The sequence below is a fragment of the Knoellia sp. Soil729 genome (assembly GCF_001427985.1).
GTDB lineage: Bacteria > Actinomycetota > Actinomycetes > Actinomycetales > Dermatophilaceae > Knoellia.
The window spans coordinates 117,347-137,323 of record NZ_LMSA01000005.1; the positions used below are offsets into that span (position 1 = coordinate 117,347).

Sequence of the window (19,977 nt, forward strand, 5' to 3'; positions counted from 1 at the left end):
TGCCATAGTTGCGACGTGCCTTCCCACCTGCGCAAACGTCGTATGCCGTACCGCATCTCGGCTCTGTCCGTGGCACTTCTCGTCGTTGCCGGACTCACCGGCTGCGCCGGTCGGGGCTCGTCGCAGGACGGAGCCGTCGGTGACGCAGCCACCGCCTTCTTCGGTGCGCTGAGCTCGAGTCCCGACCGTGCCTGTGAGCTCCTGGCGCCGGCCACGCTCGAGACCGTCAGCTCCGACGGCGAGCAGTGCGCCGACGCCGTGGCCGAGGTCAGGCCGAAGAGCGACCTGACCTCGGGACCAGAGCCAGTGGTGCAGGCCTACGGTCGCGAGGCCATCGTGCAGTGGGGCAGCGAGACGCTCTTCCTCTCCCGGTTCGACAAGGGCTGGCTCGTCAGCGCTGCCGGCTGCCAGTCGCGCGGCAAGGACCTCGCCTACGACTGCACCATCGAAGGTCGGTGACTGACATGCGCTGGTCGTTTCTCGGATGGCTCCTCTTCATCGCCGGAGGGCTCGCGTGGTGCATCACCCTGGGGGTGCTCGGACGATGAAGAAGGTCCTGCGCAACCACGGGCTGTCCCTGGCCTTCGGCGGGCTGCTCCTCCTCGCCCTCGTCGGCCAGGCGGTCTCGGGGCTGGCCAAGGAGAACGGCGACGCCCGCGACCACGGCCTCGCGCTCATCGGGATGGGCGAGTACCTCACCTCCTCGAGCTTCGCGGTCGACGTCGCCGAGAACTGGCAGTCGGAGTACCTCCAGTTCCTCCTCTACATCCTGCTCAGCGTCTGGTTCCTGCAGAAGGGGTCGCCGGAGTCCAAGCCGCTGGACCAGGCCGGGCGCGGCACCGACGAGGAGCAGAAGGTTGGTCGCTTTGCCCTGCCCGACTCGCCCCGCTGGGTCACGATGGACGGCTGGCGCCGCAGCCTCTACTCGCACTCGCTGGGCCTCGTGATGGGCCTGATCTTCCTCGGGTCCTGGTCGGCCCAGCTCGTCGCGGGCCACGCGGCCAACAACGTCGAGCTGCTCCGCGAGCTCAAGGAGCCGCTGACCCTGGGCGGCTACCTGGCGGCCCCCGACTTCTGGAGCCGCACGTTCCAGAACTGGCAGTCGGAGTTCCTCGCCGTCGCGAGCATGGTGGTGCTCTCCATCTATCTGCGCGAGCGAGGGTCGCCCGAGTCCAAGCCCGTGGGCGAGCCCCACGAGAGCACCGGCGTCAGCGGCTGAGCCGGGTCGTTCCCGCCTTCGGCGACGGGCCTAGGCTGGATGTGCGTGAGACCCACGCACGACACCGCTGCGCCACCGCGCGGCCCAGTACTGACAAAGGAGTCACCACCGTGACCGCGTCGTCCACCTCCACCCCTGCAGCCCCTTCGGCCCCGCCGCTCGACCCCACCGACACCTCCGGGCACGAGCAGGTCGTCTTCTGCTCCGACCACGCGTCCGGCCTGCGAGCGATCATCGCCCTGCACAACACGGCCCTCGGGCCGGGGCTCGGTGGGACGCGCTTCTACCCCTATGACAGCGAGGACGAGGCGCTCGCCGACGTCCTGCGCCTCTCGCGCGGCATGTCCTACAAGAACGCGATGGCGGGCATCCCGCACGGCGGCGGCAAGGCGGTCATCATCGGTGACCCGGGCTCGGTGAAGTCGCCCGAGCTGCTGCGCGCCTTCGGCCGCTTCGTCGAGAGCCTCGGCGGTCGCTACGTGACGGCCTGCGACGTGGGCACCTACAGCCCCGACATGGACGTCGTCGCCGAGACGACAGCGTGGGCCACGGGTCGCTCCCTCGACAAGGGTGGATGCGGCGACTCCTCGATCCTCACCGCGTTCGGTGTCTTCCAGGGCATGCGGGCCGCCGCCCAGCACGTGTGGGGCGAGCCGACCCTGCGGGGGCGCCGGGTCGGCATCGCGGGCGTCGGCAAGGTCGGACGCATCCTGGCCGGACACCTCGTCGACGACGGCGCGCACGTGGTGGTCACCGACGTCAACGCCGATGCGGTCTCGGCGCTCACCGCCACCCACCCGGGCATCGAGTCCGTCGACGATGTTGCGGCCCTCGTGCGCGGCGACCTCGACGTCTATGCGCCGTGCGCGCTCGGCGGTGCGCTCGGCGACGACACCGTTGACGCCCTCAAGGCCCGCATCGTCTGCGGCGGCGCCAACAACCAGCTCGTGACCGAGGGAGAGGGCGGCACCGCGGACCGGCTGGTCTCGCGCGGCATCACCTACTGCCCCGACTTCCTCGTCAACGCGGGCGGCGTCATCCAGGTGAGCGACGAGCTCCTCGGCTTCGACTTCGACCGGGCCAAGCGGGGTGCGACGGCCATCTTCGAGCACACGCTCGAGGTGCTGCGCACGGCCGATGAGCACGGCACCTCACCCGCCGCCGCAGCCGACCACATCGCCGAGAAGCGCATGGCCGCCGGTTCGCCGACGATGTGGCTGCCCCAGCGCTGACCCACCCGCCTCCCCTGTGACGGGTGGCCCGCGAAACGCGTCCCGAGCAAGAGGTCTGATCCCTTGCTCGGGACGCGTTTTCGGGGTTCGGTGCCGAGCTCAGGCCACCCGCCCCGCGGGGTCGCCCACGACACCGTCTCAGTACGCCGACCCGCGGAGCGGAAACACTCCGGCCTGATGTAGCGTTGTCCCCACGACATACACACGATTCCCGGGACCACAGCTCGACTTGGGATGACCCCTTCGGGGCCGTCCCTTCGGGTATGTCGCCCGGCAGACGCACAAGGGGGTCTCGCCATGGGGCGCGGCCGAGCAAAAGCCAAGCAGACCAAGGTGGCCCGGGAGCTGAAGTACTACAGCCCGGACACTGACCTGAGCTCGCTTGAGCGAGAACTCCACGGGAGCTCATCCACGTCTCTGCCGTCGACTCGGGTCGCCGAGTCGGGCACGGACGAGGACGACGACTACGACAAGTGGGCCAGCGGGCGTCGCTGACGCCTTCCTGCACCACGCGTTGCACCGGCACGTCCGCGTGCGGCCTGCGTCATCCGCCGCTCGTGATCTGCCATGCTTCCGGGCATGACTGACGTGCGCACCGCCGACGCTGCCCAGCGCCTCGGCGTCGAGACCACCGGCATCGAGATCATCGACGAGGCGGAACGCACCGCCGCGCCACGAGACCTCTTCTGGCCCTGGTTCGCCGCCAACGTGTCGGTGTTCGGCATCTCCTACGCCGCCTTCGTCCTCGGCTTCGGCATCTCCTTCTGGCAGGCCGTGCTCGTGACCGTCGTCGGCATCGTCGTGTCGTTCGCGCTGTGCGGCATCATCGCGATCGCCGGCAAGCGCGGGTCGGCCCCGACGATGGTGCTGTCGCGGGCGGCGTTCGGCGTCAAGGGGCAGAAGCTGCCGGGTGTCATCTCGTGGCTGGTCTCGATCGGCTGGGAGACCTTCCTCGCGATCCTGGCCGTCCTCGCGACCGCCACGATCTTCGAGCGCCTCGGCTGGGGCGGGGGGACCGCCACCAAGGTCGTGGCCGCCGTCGTCGTCGCCGCGATGATCGTGGCCGCCGCAGTCGCGGGCTACCACATCATCATGCGGATGCAGTCGGTGCTCACCTGGGTGACCGGCATCATCACCGTCCTCTACGTCCTCATGACGGTCAACCACGTCGACTGGTCGACGGTGTCGTCGATGCCGTCCGGGGGCGCGGGGGCCATTATCGGCGCTCTCGTCCTGGTCATGACCGGCTTCGGGCTCGGCTGGATCAACATCGCTGCCGACTGGTCTCGCTACCAGCGTCGCGACGCCAGCGGCACGGCCATCGTCGGCTGGAACACCTTCGGCGGCGCCCTCGCCCCGGTGGTGCTGGTCTGCTACGGCCTCGCCCTCGCCGGTTCGGACGCCAAGGTGCTCGAGGGCATCGGAGCCGACCCCATCGGCACGCTCGCCACCCTGCTCCCGACGTGGGTTCTGGTGCCGTTCCTGCTGGCCGCGATCCTCTCGCTGGTCTCGGGCGCGGTCCTCGGCATCTACTCCTCCGGCCTCACCCTGCTCTCGCTCGGTGTGCGGATCCCTCGGCCACTGGCGGCCCTCGTCGACGGCGTGATCCTCACCCTCGGCACCTTCTACGTCGTCTTCGTCGCCCAGAGCTTCATCAACCCCTTCCAGTCCTTCCTCATCACGCTCGGCGTGCCGCTGGCCTCGTGGGCGGGCATCATGATCGCCGACATCGCGCTGCGCCGGCGCGACTACGACGACGACGCCCTCTTCGACTCCTCGGGACGCTATGGCGCCTTCGACTGGGTGTCCATCGGGACGATGGTCGTGACCTCGATCCTGGGCTGGGGCCTGGTCGTCAACAACTTCACCGACGACGCCACCTGGAACAACTGGCAGGGCTTCCTGCTCGACCCGCTCGGCCTGGGCACCTTTGTCGACGACCCCGCCGGATCGTACTGGGAGGGAACCTTCGCCTACGCCAACCTCGGCGTCCTGCTGGCCCTCGTCCTGTCCTTCGCCGTCACCTACGTCGCCCGCCGCGGGACGGTGCGCCGGCAGGAGGACCGCGCGTGAGCCCGTCGCCCGCCGACATCGACGCCGTCGAGCCGCTGCCCGACGAGTGGCTCGTCATCATCGACCCCCAGGCGATCTTCGCCGACCCCGCGACGAGCCCTTGGGGCTCGCCGATGTGGGCAGCGACGGTGCCGCGCATCGCTCGTCTCGCCACGGCATACGAGGGTCGTGTCGTCGTGACCCGCTTCGTCGCGGACCTGGGCATCGGCGGTTCGTGGGCCAGCTACTACGACGACTGGCCGTTCGCCCTCGTGCCCGACGAGGACCCCCTGTATGCCGTCGTGCCCGAGCTCGTCGGCCTCACCGAGCATGTGGTCACCGAACCCACCTTCGGCAAGTGGGGACCCCAGCTGCGCGCGGTCGTCGGCGACCAGCCCAGGCTTGCGCTCGCGGGCGTCGCCACCGACTGCTGCGTCATCGCCACCGCGATCCCTGCAGGGGACGCCGGTGCCACGGTCCGGGTCGTCGCGGGCGCCTGCGCGGGCTCCACCCCGGCCATGCACGAGCAGGCGCTCGGGGCCATGGAGATGTTCGCCCCTCAGGTCACCGTCGTCTGAACCCGCCTGGCTCCACCGGCTTCGGCCGGGAACCGCAGTGTTGCGCCGCCAACCGTTCCCGGCTGAACACTGCAGTTTCGTGATCCGCCGGAAAAGGTGTGGCTCGGGGCGCCGGGGTCAGTCGCGGCGCACCGGCTCCTGCGCGGCCTCGAGATCGACGCGGTCTCGCATGGGCATGACCCGTCGGGTCGGTGTGGCCTGCGCAGCGTCGCCCGGGTGCTGGCCAACGACCTGCACCGAGCCGCCGTCGACACCCTTGGCACCGCGCACGACCTCGACGCCGTCGACGACGGGCGCGTCCTCGAGCGTCGTGACCTCACCCATGGGCCAGGCGCCGATGCCGCGCTCCGCAAGGGTCGAGACCGCCAGGTCGACCTGGTCGGCGGGCAGCATCGCGACGAAGCCCACCCCCATGTTGAGGGTGCGCTCGATGTCGGCCTGCGGCACCCGCCCCAGGCTCTGCACCGTCGAGAACACCGGCGGCGGGGTCCACGTGCCACGGTCGACCCGGGCGAAGACGTCGCCGGGCAGGACCCGGGCGAGGTTGGCAGCGAGCCCGCCGCCGGTGACGTGCGAGAGGGCCTGGATGTCGAGGCCCTCGGTGCGGATGAGGTCGACGAGGTCGCGGCAGTAGACGCGGGTGGGCTCGAGCAGCTCCTCACCCAGGGTGCGGCCGAACTCGTCGACGTGGCGGTCGAGCGCCCACCCGGCGTGCTCGACGACCTTGCGCACCAGCGAGTAGCCGTTGGAGTGCAGCCCCGAGCTGGCCAGGCCCAGCACCACGTCGCCGGGACGCACGCGCTGCGGACCCAGCACCGCGGCATGCTCCACGACCCCGGTCGCGGCACCGGCGACGTCGTACTCGTCGGGCTCGAGCAGTCCGGGGTGCTCAGCGGTCTCGCCGCCGACGAGGGCGACGCCGGCCTGCTCGCAGGCGCGGGCGATGCCTCCGACGATGGCCGCGATGCGCTCGGGGACGACCTTGCCCGTGGCGATGTAGTCGGTCATGAACAGCGGCTCCGCGCCGCAGACGACGATGTCGTCGACGACCATGCCGACGAGGTCGAAGCCGATGGTGTCGTGAATGTCGAGAGCCTGGGCGATGGCGACCTTGGTGCCGACACCGTCGGTGCTCGTCGCGAGGACGGGGCGGTCCATGCGGGCGAGGGCACTGGCGTCGAACATGCCCGCGAAGCCACCGAGCCCACCGAGCACCTCGGGGCGGGTCGCCCGGCGCACGTCGGCCTTCATCAGCTCGACGGCCCTGTCGCCCGCCTCGACGTCCACGCCGGCGCCGGCATAGGTGATCGGTTCGCTCACGTCAGTTCCGCCTCGTTCTCGGTGTGGGTGGAGGTCAGGGTCAGGGGCGCCGGACGGCCTCGGCTGCGCCACCCGAAGCCGTGACCGAGACGCGCTCGACGTCGAGTGTGCCGGCCTCGGTCGCATCGGTCTCGCCCGCGTCGACAGGGAACTCGAGCTCGAGCAGCCCCTTGCCGAGGCGGTCGGACGACGGCAGCTCCAAGGGGTACTCACCACTGAAGCAGGCGGTGCACAGGCGCTCGCGGTCCTGGTTGGTGGCCGCGATCATCCCCTCCTCGGAGATGTAGCCCAGGGAGTCGGCACCGATGGAGTTGCAGACCTCCTCGACGCCGATGCCGGTCGCGATGAGCTCGGCGCGCGTGGCGAAGTCGATGCCGTAGAAGCAGGGCCACCGCACCGGCGGTGACGAGATGCGCACGTGGACCTCGGCGGCCCCCGCCTCGCGCAGCATGCGCACCAGGGCCCGCTGGGTGTTGCCGCGCACGATGGAGTCGTCGACGACGATGAGGCGCTTGCCCTTGATGACCTCTTTGAGGGGGTTGAGCTTGAGCCGGATGCCGAGCTGGCGGATCGTCTGCGACGGCGCGATGAACGTGCGGCCGACATAGGCGTTCTTGACCAGCCCCTGGCCGTAGGGGATGCCCGACTCCTGGGCGTAGCCGATCGCGGCGGGCGTGCCCGACTCGGGCGTCGGCATGACGAGGTCGGCCTCGACCGGGTGCTCGCGGGCCAGGGCCCGGCCCATCTCGACCCGTGCCTCGTGGACGACCTGGCCGTTGATCGTCGTGTCGGGCCGGGCCAGGTAGACGTACTCGAAGACGCAGCCCTTACGGTCGGTCTCGGCGAAACGCTGCGTCCGCAGCCCGTCCTCGTCGATGGCGATGAGCTCGCCCGGCTCGACCTCGCGGATGAACGACGCCCCAACGATGTCCAGGGCCGCCGTCTCGGAGGCGACGACCCAGCCACGCTCGAGACGACCGAGCACGAGGGGACGGATCCCCTGAGGGTCGCGGGCGGCATACAGGGTGTGCTCGTTCATGAAGACGAAGCAGAAGGCGCCGCGCAGCCTGGGGAGCACCTCGAGCGCCGCGTCCTCGACCGTGCGGTCGGGGTCGGCGGTGAGCAGTGCCGTGACGAGGGCGGTGTCGGTGGTGTTGCCGCGCCCGATCTCGCCGCGGTGCGGTCCCTCGGTGGCTCCCTCGACGAGGTCGCGCAGCTCGGCCGAGTTGATGAGGTTGCCGTTGTGGGCCAGGGCGAGCGTGCCGCCGTCGTGGCCGCCGAGCGTGGGCTGGGCGTTCTCCCAGGTGGAGGCGCCGGTCGTCGAGTAGCGGCAGTGCCCGATCGCGAGGTGGCCGGTGAGTGAGGCGAGGGACCGCTCGTCGAAGACCTGGGACACCAGGCCCATGTCCTTGTAGACAAGCAGGCGCCGGCCGTTGCTGGCCGCGATGCCGGCCGACTCCTGGCCGCGGTGCTGCAGCGCATAGAGCCCGTAGTAGGTCAGCTTGGCGACGTCCTCGCCGGGAGCCCAGACACCGAAGACGCCACAGGCGTCCTGGGGGCCCTTCTCACCGGGCAGGAGGTCGTGCGTGAGTCGTCCATCTCCACGTGCCACACTCAAAGTGTCCCACGAGTCCGGGGGCCGCTGCCGCAACCGTCCGGCGACCCCATCCGTTCCACCACCCCGCTCCGAATGGCTTGCCATGGATGCTTCCGCTCGCTCGTCCCGGACAGTCTGGCCGTATGCCGTCAGCGGCGTTCTCGCTGCCGTCAGCGGTGCCGCCGTGGGCCACCTCGTCGCCGCGTTCGTCGCGCCCGAGGCCTCTCCCGTGCTCGCCGTCGGCTCGCAGGTCATCGACGCCACGCCCACACCGGTCAAGGAGTGGGCGGTCCGCACGATGGGGACCAACGACAAGCCCGTCCTCATCGGCAGCGTCGCGATCGTCACCCTGCTGCTCGCGGCCCTGGCCGGGGTGGTGTCCCGGCGCCACCCGACCGCCGGGCGACTGGTCATCGTGGCCCTGGCGGCCGCTGCAGCCGCCGCTGCGGTGCTGCGCCCGGCCGCAGGCCAGCTCGACGTCGTCCCGGGGCTGGTCACCGGGCTCGTGGGCGTGTTGGTGCTGGGCTGGCTGCTCGGTCTGGTCGAGCGCGACGAGAAGGTCGCCGACCACGAGAACCCCACTGACCACAACTCGCGAGCGACCGGCGAGGCAAGCCCAACGGGCCGGCGCAGCTTCCTCCTCGGAGCAGGTGCGGCCACGGTCGGAGCTGCTGCCGTGGGCGCTCTGGGCCAGAAGCTCACTGCTGACGCCATCGCCCCGTCGACTGTCGCCCTCCCTGCCGCCAAGGAGACCCTGCCACCCCTGCCGGCGGGCCTCGAGGCGCGCGTGCCGGGCATCGCGCCGTGGCGCACGGCCAACCGCGACTTCTACCGGATCGACACCGCGCTCGTCATCCCCCGCGTCGACGCCGACTCCTGGGAGCTGAGCATCGACGGGGAGGTCGACAAGCCCTTCACGCTCACCTACGCCGAGCTCACCGCGATGCCTCTCGTCGAGAAGGACATCACGATGTGCTGCGTGAGCAACGAGGTCGGCGGCGGCTACATCGGTGGCGCCCGCTGGCTCGGCGTCCCCGTGCGAGAGGTCCTGTCGCGAGCCGGAGTCCGCTCGAGCGCCGACCAAATCCTCAGCACCTCCACCGACGGGATGACCATCTCCACGCCGGTGCAGGCGCTCCTGGACGACCGCGATGCCCTGCTGGCCATCGGCATGAACGGCGAGGCCCTCCCCCGCAAGCACGGCTACCCCGTGCGCCTCGTGACGCCGGGTCTCTACGGCTTCGTGGGGTCGACCAAGTGGCTCGCCCGCCTCACCGCGACGACCTACGACGCCAAGAAGGCCTACTGGACCGAGCGCGACTGGGCCACCGACGGCAGCATCCTCACCCAGTCCCGCATCGACACCCCCCGCGGCCTCGCCCAGCTCACGACCGGCAAGAACGTCATCGGCGGGGTGGCCTGGGCCCAGGGACGCGGCATCAAGAAGGTCGAGGTCCGCGTCGACGAGGGCCCGTGGCAGGAGGCCACGCTCGGGCCGGACGCCAACATCGCCTACTGGCGCCAGTGGTTCTTCCCCTGGGACGCCACCAAGGGTCAGCACCAGCTCACGGTGCGCGCGACCGACCTCACCGGCGCCGTGCAGACCGAGAAGCGCGCCTCACCGTTCCCCCGAGGCGCGACCGGCTGGCACAGCATCCCCGTCACCGTCTCCTGACGCCTCCCCTTTTCCGGCGCATCACGAAAACGGAGTGTTTAGCCCGGAACCGTTCCGGGCTGAACACTCCGTTTCTGTGACCAGCCGGAAAGGGCAGAGCGGGCGGCATACCTGCTGTGGAAGTTGTCGAAAAAGGTTGGGGAGCAGCCAATCCGGACCGGGTGCCGTGGCGAATAGGTGGTGTACGCCAACCCTCTCAAGGAGACACACCATGAAGCTCACCCACCGCACCGCGGCCATCGCCCTCGCTCTGACCCTGCCGCTCGGACTCGCCGCCTGTGGCAGCTCCGACGACACCGCCTCGGACTCCAGCTCGATGGCTCCGACCACCTCGGCACCGGCCGCCTCCGAGTCCCCGTCGGCCTCGGACTCCCCGTCCGCCTCGGCCTCCGACATGATGGCCAAGCCGTTCGGCGCCGCCTGCAGCAAGGTTCCCTCCAGCGGCGCCGGCTCCTTCGACGGCATGGCCACCGCCCCGGTCGCCACCGCCGCGAGCGCCAACCCGCTGCTGTCGACCCTGGTCACCGCCGTCAAGTCGGCCGGTCTCGTGGACACGCTCAACAGCGCGCCCGAGCTCACCGTGTTCGCGCCCGTCAACGACGCGTTCGCGGCACTGCCCAAGAAGACGATGGACGCCGCCATGGCCGACCCCAAGGGTCTGCTCACCAAGGTGCTCACCAACCACGTCGTTGCCGGCCGCATCGCTCCCGACAAGCTCGCCGGTGAGCACAAGACCCTCGGTGGCGGCACGATCACCGTCGAGGGCAGCGGCGAGGACTTCAAGGTCGGCGACGCCAGCGTCATCTGTGGCAACGTCCAGACCGCGAACGCCACCGTCTACATCATCGACGGCGTCCTGCTTCCCGCGTCCTGATTCCGGTCACCTGAACCAGGCAGTACGCACTTCCGAGAGGCAGTAGGCAATCATGGTCTTCATGGCAGCAGTCGGATCCGGGGACAGTTCCTCGCCGACTGCTGCCATGGGGCCGGATCTCGGGAGCCTGCTGACCCGAGCAGCACGCGGTGACGAGTCGGCCTTCGCCGAGCTCTACGACGCCACGGCGGCACGGGTCCACGGACTCGTCGTACGCGTCGTGCGTGACCGGGCCCAGAGCGAAGAGGTCACCCAGGAGGCCTACCTCGACATCTGGCGCCACTGCACCCGCTTCGACCCCTCGCGGGGGTCGCCACTGTCCTGGATGCTGACGATCGCACACCGCAAGGCGGTCGACCGGGTTCGCTCGGCCGAGGCCAGCAAGGCGCGCGACCTCACCTACGAGACCACGACCGTCGAACGCGAGCACGACACGACCCTGGAGAAGGTCGAGGTCCGCCTCGACCAGCAACGAGTACGACGCGCCCTGGCCTCGCTCACCGAGACCCAACGGGGGGCAGTCGAGCTGGCCTACCTCGGAGGGCACACCCACACCGAGGTGGCAGCCCTCCTGGGCATCCCGCTCGGGACCGCGAAGACGCGGATCCGGGACGGACTCATCAGACTTCGAGACACTTTGGAGGTGACGGCATGAACCCAGACACCCACGCGCTGGCCGGCGCCTATGCCGTCAACGCCGTGACCGACGAGGAGCGAGCTTCCTTCGAGCTCCACCTCGACCAGTGCGCGGACTGCCGCGCCGAGGTCGCCGAGCTGCGCGCTGCCGCGGGCATGCTGGCCACCAACGTCGAGCTGTCTCCCCCACCAGCACTGCGTGCCTCGGTGCTGTCGGCCATCACCCAGACCCGCCAGCTCTCCCCCCTCACCGGGGCGTCCCATGAACCGGAGGCCGAGCTCGCACCGCAGCCGCCGACCGACCCGGACCCCGAGCCCGACGCCTCCTTCCCGGTGGAGCACGACGCTGCCCGCCCCGACTCTGCCGCTCCCGTGGAGCAGGACGCCCCCGTCACCGACGAGCTCGCTGCCCGTCGCCAGCGACGGCTGCGCCCCTGGCTCGCCGCTGCTGCGGCCGCCGCGATCGTCACCGTCGGCGGAGTCGCCTGGCACCCGTGGGACGACGGCACGCCCACCCTCACCGCCACCGAACAGGTGCTCCGCTCCGACGACGCCCAGCGGCTCGAGCAGCCCATGGGGTCCTCGGAGGTCGCGATCGTCCGCAGCCCGTCCAAGAAGCAGGCCGTGTTCGTGGCCGACGCCATGCCGCCGGCCCCCTCGGGCAAGGCCTACCAGCTGTGGCTCGACATGCCCGGGCAGGGCATGGTGAGCGCCGGGATGATCCCGACCGCGGGTTCGACCGTGGCGGTGCTGCTCCACGGCGATGCCACGACCGCGACGGCTGCCGGGATCACGCTCGAACCTGCGAGTGGCTCCGAGAAGCCGACCACGCCGCCCGTCGCGTTGTTCAGCTTCGCCTGAGCTCGTCGCCCTCGCCCGAGCTCGTCGGCCGCATCCGCCGCGTCGGTCCCGTGTCAGCGGTCCCGTCGATGGTCACCTCGGCGCGCGGACACGGCGAGGACCACTCCGAGGACCGCCACGATCGGGCCGACGACCGCCCACAGGGTCACCCCGGACATTGCGCTCCCGCCGAGGACGTTGAGCCCCTGCAAGGTCCAGACGACTCCGGCCAGGACCAGAAGGACTCCAAGAGCGGTGCGGATCCCGGAGCTCATGCGAGGGGCCGGGACGAGGTGATCTCCATGCACCACACCGTAGTGCTCAGGGACCGCCCTCCACGCCATCGAGCACGAGGATGCGGGCCACGGGGACCCCGGCAAGGCCCGGGCTGCTCTCGGGTACCGCCCACACCTTCGTCTGGAGGAACTCGCGGAACGACACTGCTGCGGACTCCGTCTCGAAGTCGAGGTCGATGACGACGTAGTGGTCATCGTCGACCGGTTGGGCGATCCGCTGGCCTCGCACGCCGGCGTGGGCGCGCATGTCCGCGAACCTGTCGAAGGCCGCCTTCCATGTGGGAAAGGCGGTGATGGCGTGCTCGATGTGAAGGGTGTGCATCTCTCCACTGTCCGGCGCCTCCCGACCCCCGGGTATCCCACGAACCTGGGGTCTTTGCCTGCCGAGGCCCCTACGCTGACGAGGTGGCAAGGCCCGGTCTGCGTGAGCTCCAGCCGTCCGCGGTCGAGCGGTTGGCTCGCGACGCCGAGGACTCTCGCGTGCTGCGGACCGAGCTTCTCTCGAGACTGCGCCGTGTCATCGACTTCGACTGGTATGCATGGGTGCTCACGGACCCGACCACGTCGGTGGGTGTCGACCCGCTCGCAGAGATCCCCGACCCCTCGAAGATCCCGGCGACGATCCGGCTGAGATATCTCACGTCCCTCAACCGGTGGACGACCCTGGACCATCCCGCCACCCTGGGGTCGCGAGCCGCGGAGAGTCGCCTCTGGCGTGAGGCTCAAGCCCCCTACGGGGTGGTGGACGTGGCCTCGGTCCCGCTCCGCGACCGCCATGGGTGCTGGGGCTTCCTCGACCTCTGGTCCACGCACCCGTTCGGAGCCGACGCACCAGCCGTGCTCGCAGGCCTCGCGCCGCAGCTCACCAGCGCGGTGCGACGGGTGCGAGCCCGAAGCTTCCACCCCACTGGTCCGGAGGCAGCGCCCGCGAGCGGTCCGACGGTGCTGATCCTCGGAGAGGATCTCTCCATCCTCGACAGGGCGCAGGGCTCAGAGTCCTGGCTCCAGCTCCTCCTGCCGCAGCCGGACGGTTCGCGGCCGGTCCCTGCGTGCGCGTTCAACGTGGCCGCACAGCTGCTCGCCAGGGAGGAGGGCATCGACGACAACGACGCGATGGCACGCATGCCTCTCCCCGGCGGGGCGTGGGCCACCCTGCGCGCCACGCGACTGGAGTCGGGTCACGCGATCGCCGTCACGATCGAGCACACGAGCGCACGCGACCGGCTGGACGTGTTCGCGCGCGCCCACGGCTTGTCGGCCCGCGAAGGGGACATCCTGAGCATCATCGCGACCGGTGCGGACACGACCAGGACCGCCGAGGCACTCCGGCTCTCACCGCACACCGTCCAGGACCACCTCAAGTCGGTGTTCGCCAAGACGGGCGACCACAGCCGGCGCGAGCTGCTGGCGCGCGCCCTGGGCGCACCGCCGGCAGGCTCAGCGGTTGCGGCGCTCTGACAGGACCTCGAACAGCACCGAGACACCGGCCGCGAGCAGTCCGAAGACCAGCGCGCCGAGCAACCCGAGGTAGCCCACGGCGCTCGAGGTCGAGTACGACCCCTGGGCGACGCGGTCGGACTGCGCCTCGATCCCGCGGTAGACCCCGAAGAAGCCGCCGATGGCGAAGCCCACGACCGCACCGATGATGAGGACGCGGAGGTGGTTGGGGCGACGGACCTGACTGTTCACCCAGTCCACGCTACTTGCCGGCCGAAGCCCCCACCACACCGGAGGCGACGGCCTCGAGCGCCGCCAGCGAACCGGCATACGGGGACTCCGGACGCGGCCAGTGGGTGATGGTGTCGGTGAAACCGAGCTCGGCCGCGCGACCGGTGACCTCTTGGTAGACGCCCACCGACTCCAGTGAGAACTGCGGCGAGCCGTCGAGGGACAGGTAGCGGTCGAGCCCCGACGAACCCTCGATCGCCGTGAACCGCTCCACCAGCTCGGCCACTCCGGCCCACCATGCAGCGACCGTCTCGGCGTCCCGCGGTCCGGTGGTCACCCAGCCCTGCCCGTAGCGCGCGGCCAGCCGCAGCGAGCGCGGGCCGTTGGCGGCCACGACGAAAGGCACCCGGTCACGCACGGGACCCGGGAGCGTGCGGGCGTCGCGGACGGCATACCGGTCGCCGTCGTGCTCGACGTGGTCCTCGCGCAGGAGCCGGTCGAGCAGGGGGACGTACTCGTGGAACCGGTCGACGCGAGCCTTGAGCGGATGCGACTCCCCGAGCACGGCCGAGTCGAGGTCGCCGCCCGTCCCGAGCCCGCACAGGAACCGCCCGCCAGACAGGTCGTCGAGCGCCAGCACGTCACGCGCGAACACGTAGGGGTGGCGGAAGTTCGGCGACGTGACGAACGTGCCCAGCCCGATCGTCGAGGTCACGCCCGCCGCTGCCGCCAGGGTCGGCACCGCGGGGAACCAGGTCGAGTCCGGCAGCCCACCCCACACGAGGTGGTCGTAGACCCACGCGTGCGCGAAGCCCATCTCCTCCGCCGCGCACCACCGCGGGCCCGCCTCGCGCCAGGGGAGGTCGGGCAGGATCGAGATTCCGTGGCGCAGTGGTGCCATGGTCCGCTCAGCTTTCGTCGAGGTCCGGGAACAGCGGGAGGTATGCCGTGAGGTCGGCTCGCGTGCCGCTCACCCGAAGTGCCCCCTGGCCGGCGGCCCCGGCCGGGTCGACGCGACCGACGGCGAGCGCCAGCCAGGTCGCGGCGTCGGTCTCGATGACGTTGGGCGGAGTGCCCCGACGGTGCTGCAGTCCCTCGATGCACTGCACCGCCCCGAAGGGAGGGACCCGCACCTCAACGCTCCGCCCGGGCGCCCGGGTCTCGAGCTCCTCCAGGGTGAAGCGCACGGCGAGCGCCGTCGTGGCCCGATCGGTGCCCGCGCCGCCTCGCTGGGCCGACGCCCAGGAGGCGAGTGCCGCGCGACCGTCAGCGACACGAACTCGGCGGCGGGGCGGCATACCGGTCATCGTAGGTGGGCGGAGGACGCTCCCGGATCCGACCGTTCGCAGCACATTCACAAATAGTTGTGCAGACCCCAGTGACGCCAGCAGATTTCTGGGGGAACATGGTCCACGTGCCGGGACCCCTGCCCGCACCTGACGGTCTCCCGGAGGACACATGAAGCACGGCAGAACCATCGCCGCGGCCGCGACCGGATTGGTCCTGGTCGGCTCGGCAGCACTGACCGGCCCCACGGCGTCGGCAGCGACGAACATGAACGGCGCCCCGCTCCCCGCGGGCACCACCCCGATCAACATCCTCAACCTCAACGACTTCCACGGTCGGATCGACACCGACGGCAAGGGCACGCTGGGCAAGAACTTCGCCTGCACGCTGCTCACCCAGCGCGAGAACCTCGGCGCTGCGAACACCCTCACGCTCGGCGCTGGTGACCTCGTCGGAGCATCGCCGTTCACGTCGGCCGTCCAGAACGACGAGCCCACGATCGACTACCTCAACGCCATCGGGGTGAACGCGTCCTCGGTGGGCAACCACGAGTTCGACCAGGGCTATGCCGACCTCACCGACCGCATCGAGCCCCACGCGGACTTCCAGTACGTCGGCGCCAACGTCTTCCTCAAGGGGACCCAGACACCCGCGCTCAAGCAGTACGAGTCCTACACCGTCGGCGGCCTGCGCGTTGCCGTCATCGGCGGCGTCACCAAGGACACCCCCAACCTCGTCGCAGGTGAAGGCGTCGCGAACCTCGACTTCATCGACCCGGTCGAGGGCGTCAACCGCGTCGCCACCCAGCTCACCGACGGCAACGCCGCCAACGGAGAGGCCGACGTCCTCATCGCCGAGTACCACGAAGGTGGGCCCTTCTCGTCGACCAACGGAACGCTCGCCGACCAGCTGGCCGTGCCCGTCTTCGCGCACCTCGTCAACGACACCTCCGCCAAGGTCGCCGCGATCCTGCAGGGTCACACGCACCAGGCCTACGTCTACGACGTCCAGATCCCCGGTGAGTCCGCCGGTCAGACGCGCCCCGTCCTCCAGACCGGAAACTACGCAGCCGCCGTCGGCAAGATCCAGCTCGGCTACGACCCGGCTGCCAAGAAGGTCACGGCCTACAACGCGGCCAACATCCCGGCCATCGCTCCGTCAGCCGCCTGCCTCGCGAACCCGACCTACCAGACCGCGGCCAAGATCATCGACGACGCCATCGCCTACGCCGCACCCATCGCGGCCCAGCCGGTCGGCAAGATCACGAGCAGCATCACCCGTGACGGCGCGGACGACCGCAAGCGGGAGTCGGCCCTGTCGAACCTCATCGCCCAGCAGTACGTCGAGTCCCTCAACGCCCCAGGCCGCGACCTCGGCGTCGACATCGGGGTCATGAACCCCGGTGGTGTGCGCACCGACCTGCTCTACGGCACCGACGGCACGGTGACGTTCGCCCAGGCCGCCACCGTGCTGCCCTTCGGCAACAACCTCAAGGCTGCCGACTACACCGGTGCCCAGTTCAAGCAGATCCTCGAGGAGCAGTGGCAGCCGGACGGCCTCTCGCGGCCCTACCTGGCACTGGGCGTGTCCAAGAACGTCAGCTACACCTACGACCCGAACCGCCCCAAGGGTGACCGGATCACCGGCATCTTCCTCGACGGCAAGCCGATCGACCCGGCGGGGACCTACACGATCGCCTCCTCGTCGTTCCTCATCACGAACGTGGGCGTCGCGCCGGACAACTTCGGCACCTTCCTCGAGGGCACGAACTACCGCGACTCCGGCCTGGTCGACCAGAACGCCTTCGTCGACTGGATCGGCGCCAACAGCCCGCTCTCACCGCCCCTCGTCCAGCACGGTGTCGGCGTCCTTGCCGCCAAGGTCACGGGCGACAAGAACGCTTCCCAGAAGTTCACCCTGCGCCTCGAGGGCTTCGACCTCGCCGGCGCCTCGGCCGTCGCCAACACCTCGGCCAAGGTCGCGATCAACGGTGTGACGATCCAGGATGTCCCGATCACCACGGTCCGGGTGCCGGCCCCGCCGTCGCCCTCACGTGACGGTGTCCTCGACGCCAGCTTCTCGCTCACCAAGCAGCAGCTCCTGCCGTGGACCAAGGGCAACGGTCACCGTGACGTCCCCGTCATGCTGACGATCACGGCGGCGCCGACCGGCACCACGGCCTACGTCCCGGTGACGATCAGCAAGTAGTCGGCCACAACGCACAACCCAGCACCCCCTGCGCCACTGTGGCGTGGGGGGTGCTTGGCTTTGGCCGTGAGCGATGAAGCCGAGTTCGAGCAGGACGGCGACGTCACGTGGATCCGGATCGGGGACTTCGCCCAGTCCGCGGTGTCGATTGCCGACCCGGAGAACCTCGTCTTCGAGTACGTCCAGCACCTGGCCCTGTGCATCGACGCCTTCTTCGCACGGCCTGGGCCGGTGCGGGTGACGCACGTCGGCGGGGCCGGGCTGACGTTGGCGCGGTGGGTGCACGCCACCCGGCCGGGGTCGCCGCAGATCGTCCTGGAGCCCGACGTCGCGCTCACCGAGGCGGTGCGGCGCGAGCTGCCGCTGCCACGCGGTCACCGGATCCGGGTCCGCCCCCAGACGGGAGAGGCCGGCTTCGCGTCACTGGCCGACGCCAGTGCGGACCTCGTGATCCTCGACGCCTACGTCGACGGCCGGGTCCCCGCCTCCCTCACCACGGTCGAGTGGCTGAGCGAGGTGGCACGCGTCCTGGCGCCTGGCGGTCTCTTCCTCGCGAACCTCGGCGACCGTCCCGGACTTCGGTATGCCGGCCGCGTCGCCTCCGGTGCCCGGGCCGCGCTGGGTCCGGGCTCCCAGACGGCCTACGTCGGGCTGCAGCAGGTCCTCAAGAACAAGGGGTTCGGCAACGTCGTGCTCATGGCGTCGCGCAGCCCCCTGCCTCTGTTCGAGATGCGTCGCGCGACGGCCCGGGTGCCCCTGCCCACCGGCGTGGTGCCGCCGGCCGAGGTGCTGTCACGCAGCGCCGGCGCCGCACCGTTCAGCGCGGATGGCGACGACACCTCGGCGTCCCCGGTCCCACCCACCTGACCGGCTCCGGTCCTGCTGGACCCCGGTCAGCTCGGCGGCCTGAAGTCCTCCGGCGACCAGTCATCGCGGTAGTCCTCGCCGCCCCCGCTGGCCGGTTGGGTCCGTGCATCACGGGTGAAGCTCGTCGGAGGGCGAGGTCGGTCAACCGCCCACTGCTCACCCGCCTCGTCCGTCCCGTGGAGGTCGTCGAGGCCGTCGAGGCCGTCATCGCGCTCCTCCTCGGAGTCGTCGCCGATGTCGTCGACGAGAGGCCCGAGGCGCAGCCACGCGAGTGTCGCGGCAACCAGGACCAGCAGCGAGGCACCCAGGGTCGACAGGAAGGCGAGCGATGAGTCGGCCAGCTGCCTGGCATCCAAGAATGCTCCGACGCCCTCGGTGGCACTCGGGGAGGTCAGGAGATAGAGGGCGGCCGCGACCAGGACCAGGACGGGGACCATGACCAGGAGCAGAGCGCCGAACACCTCCCAACGGAGGCTTCTGACGCGGTCCCAAGAGGGAATCCGGTGCAGGAGCACCACGGCGGCAGCCACCAGGGCCGAGGCCAGCAACAGCTGAGTGCTCAGCGCGCGGTAGGTGAAGTCGAACATCGCCATGGCGAGGCGAGCCCCGAAAGGGGCGCCCACATCGGTCTGAATGCCGTCCTGACTGTAGGACTGACCCGCTTGCTGCCACACGGAGCGGATGACGAGCCCAACTCCGATGACGGTCAACACCGATGCACCGGCCAGGAGCCTGGCACTGGTCCCGACGAACCGCTCAGCTGACATCGACCGAACCCGCACTGGCCACCCTCCCCGCGACGACAACGCTGTCCCAAGCACAGGCTAGGGGGCCGCGGCGCTCAGGTACCGGCTTTCCGCGCAGGATCAGGCGGCGTCGGCCTCGCGAGCCAGACGGGCGACGCGTGCCGCCTCGACCTTGGCGTCTCGTCGCCGTCGCAGCCGCATCTGCGGATCGTCGCCCGCGCCGAGCTGGGCCGGCCCGAACACCTCCCACATCGCCATCTGGAGCCGGTACCCCAAGCGGTAGCCCAACGACAGCCCTTCGTTCTCCGGCTTGCTCATGTGCCACTCTTCCTTCACGCACCAATTGTTTGTGCGCCAAGAATATCATCGAACCGACGTAGACTGGGCCGCGTGACGACCACCCAACCCCGTCCGGCACCCCAGGGCACCAACCTGCTCGCCCTCGACCAACAGGTCTGTTATGCCCTCGCCGTCGCCTCACGCAACGTCATCGCGCTCTACAAGCCGCTGCTCGAACCCATGGGCCTGACCCACCCGCAGTACCTCGTCATGCTGGCCCTCTGGGAGGAGACACCACTCACGGTGAGCGAGCTCGGACGCCGGGTGAGCCTTGACCCGGGCACCATGTCCCCGCTGCTCAAGCGCCTCGAGGTCGGCGGCCTGATCACGCGCGCACGCGACCCGAAGGACGAGCGCGCGCTCGCGGTCTCCCTCACTCCTCGCGGTGCTCGCCTGCGTGCCCGGGCCGAGAAGGTCCCACCGGCAATCCTCGCGCGGCTTGGCATGGAGGTGACGGAGCTCGAGTCCCTCCGCGACGGCCTCACCCGCCTCATCGCCGCCGCACGCTCCTGACCTCCAGCGTTCCTGGGCTCCACCGACCCC

The 19,977-nt window shown here is 70.3% G+C and carries 23 protein-coding genes; 14 read left to right on the top strand and 9 right to left on the bottom strand.

Annotated elements, in window-relative coordinates:
* The first annotated feature begins 15 nt into the window (after window positions 1-15).
* The 6 genes from ASG74_RS15300 to ASG74_RS15325 all read left to right on the top strand — a co-directional run bounded on the left by ASG74_RS15300 (window position 16) and on the right by ASG74_RS15325 (window position 5,081).
* The gene (locus ASG74_RS15300) at window positions 16-459 is read left to right on the top strand and encodes a hypothetical protein (RefSeq protein WP_156465438.1); all 444 of its coding nucleotides are present in this window, start codon (window positions 16-18) and stop codon (window positions 457-459) included.
* Between the two features lie 85 nt (window positions 460-544).
* Window positions 545-1,219, top strand: a complete 675-nt coding sequence (locus ASG74_RS15305) for a DUF6766 family protein (RefSeq protein ID WP_056145580.1) — start codon at window positions 545-547, stop codon at window positions 1,217-1,219.
* 110 nt (window positions 1,220-1,329) lie between these two features.
* Window positions 1,330-2,451 (top strand): Glu/Leu/Phe/Val family dehydrogenase, encoded by a 1,122-nt coding sequence (locus tag ASG74_RS15310; protein ID WP_056145581.1) that lies wholly within the window; start codon window positions 1,330-1,332, stop codon window positions 2,449-2,451.
* Window positions 2,452-2,748: 297 nt separating this feature from the next.
* On the top strand, window positions 2,749-2,946 hold the full coding sequence (locus tag ASG74_RS15315; RefSeq protein WP_056145583.1) for a DUF3073 domain-containing protein: 198 nt from the start codon (window positions 2,749-2,751) through the stop codon (window positions 2,944-2,946).
* A gap of 84 nt (window positions 2,947-3,030) precedes the next feature.
* On the top strand, window positions 3,031-4,524 hold the full coding sequence (locus ASG74_RS15320) for a purine-cytosine permease family protein (RefSeq protein WP_056145712.1): 1,494 nt from the start codon (window positions 3,031-3,033) through the stop codon (window positions 4,522-4,524).
* On the top strand, window positions 4,521-5,081 hold the full coding sequence (locus ASG74_RS15325; protein WP_268766038.1) for a cysteine hydrolase family protein: 561 nt from the start codon (window positions 4,521-4,523) through the stop codon (window positions 5,079-5,081). Before ASG74_RS15320 ends, ASG74_RS15325 begins: the two co-directional genes overlap by 4 nt.
* A gap of 117 nt (window positions 5,082-5,198) precedes the next feature.
* Here the strand turns inward: ASG74_RS15325 and purM are convergent, their stop codons facing one another.
* Both purM and purF read right to left on the bottom strand, forming a co-directional pair.
* Window positions 5,199-6,401, bottom strand: a complete 1,203-nt coding sequence (gene purM, locus ASG74_RS15330; RefSeq protein WP_056145586.1) for a phosphoribosylformylglycinamidine cyclo-ligase — start codon at window positions 6,399-6,401, stop codon at window positions 5,199-5,201.
* 40 nt (window positions 6,402-6,441) lie between these two features.
* Window positions 6,442-8,013: an amidophosphoribosyltransferase gene (gene purF, locus ASG74_RS15335; RefSeq protein ID WP_056145588.1), complete on the bottom strand. Its 1,572-nt coding sequence runs from the start codon at window positions 8,011-8,013 to the stop codon at window positions 6,442-6,444.
* An 88-nt stretch (window positions 8,014-8,101) separates the two neighbouring features.
* On the opposite strand from purF, the gene ASG74_RS15340 reads away from it, so the two are divergent.
* The 4 genes from ASG74_RS15340 to ASG74_RS15355 all read left to right on the top strand — a co-directional run bounded on the left by ASG74_RS15340 (window position 8,102) and on the right by ASG74_RS15355 (window position 12,044).
* On the top strand, window positions 8,102-9,673 hold the full coding sequence (locus ASG74_RS15340) for a molybdopterin-dependent oxidoreductase (protein WP_056145592.1): 1,572 nt from the start codon (window positions 8,102-8,104) through the stop codon (window positions 9,671-9,673).
* A 211-nt stretch (window positions 9,674-9,884) separates the two neighbouring features.
* Window positions 9,885-10,547: a fasciclin domain-containing protein gene (locus ASG74_RS15345; protein ID WP_056145595.1), complete on the top strand. Its 663-nt coding sequence runs from the start codon at window positions 9,885-9,887 to the stop codon at window positions 10,545-10,547.
* A 106-nt stretch (window positions 10,548-10,653) separates the two neighbouring features.
* On the top strand, window positions 10,654-11,202 hold the full coding sequence (sigK, locus tag ASG74_RS15350) for an ECF RNA polymerase sigma factor SigK (RefSeq protein ID WP_082569826.1): 549 nt from the start codon (window positions 10,654-10,656) through the stop codon (window positions 11,200-11,202).
* Complete coding sequence (locus tag ASG74_RS15355) at window positions 11,199-12,044, top strand: anti-sigma factor (RefSeq protein WP_056145600.1); 846 nt, start codon at window positions 11,199-11,201, stop codon at window positions 12,042-12,044. The genes sigK and ASG74_RS15355 overlap by 4 nt, the downstream gene beginning before the upstream one ends.
* Before the next feature lie 53 nt (window positions 12,045-12,097).
* Here the strand turns inward: ASG74_RS15355 and ASG74_RS15360 are convergent, their stop codons facing one another.
* Together ASG74_RS15360 and ASG74_RS15365 are read right to left on the bottom strand one after the other, a co-directional pair.
* Window positions 12,098-12,298 carry a hypothetical protein gene (locus ASG74_RS15360; RefSeq protein WP_056145603.1) on the bottom strand — a complete coding sequence of 67 codons (201 nt, stop codon included), beginning with the start codon at window positions 12,296-12,298 and terminating at the stop codon, window positions 12,098-12,100.
* 46 nt (window positions 12,299-12,344) lie between these two features.
* On the bottom strand, window positions 12,345-12,641 hold the full coding sequence (locus tag ASG74_RS15365) for a hypothetical protein (RefSeq protein ID WP_056145607.1): 297 nt from the start codon (window positions 12,639-12,641) through the stop codon (window positions 12,345-12,347).
* An 83-nt stretch (window positions 12,642-12,724) separates the two neighbouring features.
* Between ASG74_RS15365 and ASG74_RS15370 the strand changes: the two genes are divergently transcribed.
* Window positions 12,725-13,777: a helix-turn-helix transcriptional regulator gene (locus ASG74_RS15370; protein ID WP_056145609.1), complete on the top strand. Its 1,053-nt coding sequence runs from the start codon at window positions 12,725-12,727 to the stop codon at window positions 13,775-13,777.
* Here the strand turns inward: ASG74_RS15370 and ASG74_RS15375 are convergent.
* The 3 genes from ASG74_RS15375 to ASG74_RS15385 are packed head-to-tail and all read right to left on the bottom strand — an operon-like array spanning window position 13,757 to window position 15,285.
* Complete coding sequence (locus ASG74_RS15375) at window positions 13,757-14,008, bottom strand: hypothetical protein (RefSeq protein WP_156465439.1); 252 nt, start codon at window positions 14,006-14,008, stop codon at window positions 13,757-13,759. The genes ASG74_RS15370 and ASG74_RS15375 overlap by 21 nt on opposite strands.
* 10 nt (window positions 14,009-14,018) lie before the next feature.
* Window positions 14,019-14,879 carry an LLM class flavin-dependent oxidoreductase gene (locus tag ASG74_RS15380; protein ID WP_056145717.1) on the bottom strand — a complete coding sequence of 287 codons (861 nt, stop codon included), beginning with the start codon at window positions 14,877-14,879 and terminating at the stop codon, window positions 14,019-14,021.
* A 16-nt stretch (window positions 14,880-14,895) separates the two neighbouring features.
* On the bottom strand, window positions 14,896-15,285 hold the full coding sequence (locus tag ASG74_RS15385; RefSeq protein WP_056145614.1) for a sterol carrier family protein: 390 nt from the start codon (window positions 15,283-15,285) through the stop codon (window positions 14,896-14,898).
* A gap of 160 nt (window positions 15,286-15,445) precedes the next feature.
* Here ASG74_RS15385 and ASG74_RS15390 point away from each other — a divergent pair, with 160 nt between their 5' ends.
* Together ASG74_RS15390 and ASG74_RS15395 are read left to right on the top strand one after the other, a co-directional pair.
* Window positions 15,446-17,482 carry a bifunctional metallophosphatase/5'-nucleotidase gene (locus ASG74_RS15390; RefSeq protein ID WP_056145617.1) on the top strand — a complete coding sequence of 679 codons (2,037 nt, stop codon included), beginning with the start codon at window positions 15,446-15,448 and terminating at the stop codon, window positions 17,480-17,482.
* Window positions 17,483-17,548: 66 nt separating this feature from the next.
* Window positions 17,549-18,349, top strand: a complete 801-nt coding sequence (locus ASG74_RS15395) for a spermidine synthase (protein WP_082569827.1) — start codon at window positions 17,549-17,551, stop codon at window positions 18,347-18,349.
* Window positions 18,350-18,375: 26 nt separating this feature from the next.
* Here the strand turns inward: ASG74_RS15395 and ASG74_RS17295 are convergent, their stop codons facing one another.
* Window positions 18,376-19,116 carry a hypothetical protein gene (locus ASG74_RS17295; protein WP_056145623.1) on the bottom strand — a complete coding sequence of 247 codons (741 nt, stop codon included), beginning with the start codon at window positions 19,114-19,116 and terminating at the stop codon, window positions 18,376-18,378.
* Between the two features lie 99 nt (window positions 19,117-19,215).
* Window positions 19,216-19,413 carry a hypothetical protein gene (locus tag ASG74_RS15405; protein ID WP_056145626.1) on the bottom strand — a complete coding sequence of 66 codons (198 nt, stop codon included), beginning with the start codon at window positions 19,411-19,413 and terminating at the stop codon, window positions 19,216-19,218.
* A gap of 72 nt (window positions 19,414-19,485) precedes the next feature.
* On the opposite strand from ASG74_RS15405, the gene ASG74_RS15410 reads away from it, so the two are divergent.
* Window positions 19,486-19,947 carry a MarR family winged helix-turn-helix transcriptional regulator gene (locus ASG74_RS15410; protein ID WP_056145628.1) on the top strand — a complete coding sequence of 154 codons (462 nt, stop codon included), beginning with the start codon at window positions 19,486-19,488 and terminating at the stop codon, window positions 19,945-19,947.
* Window positions 19,948-19,977: the final 30 nt, after the last annotated feature.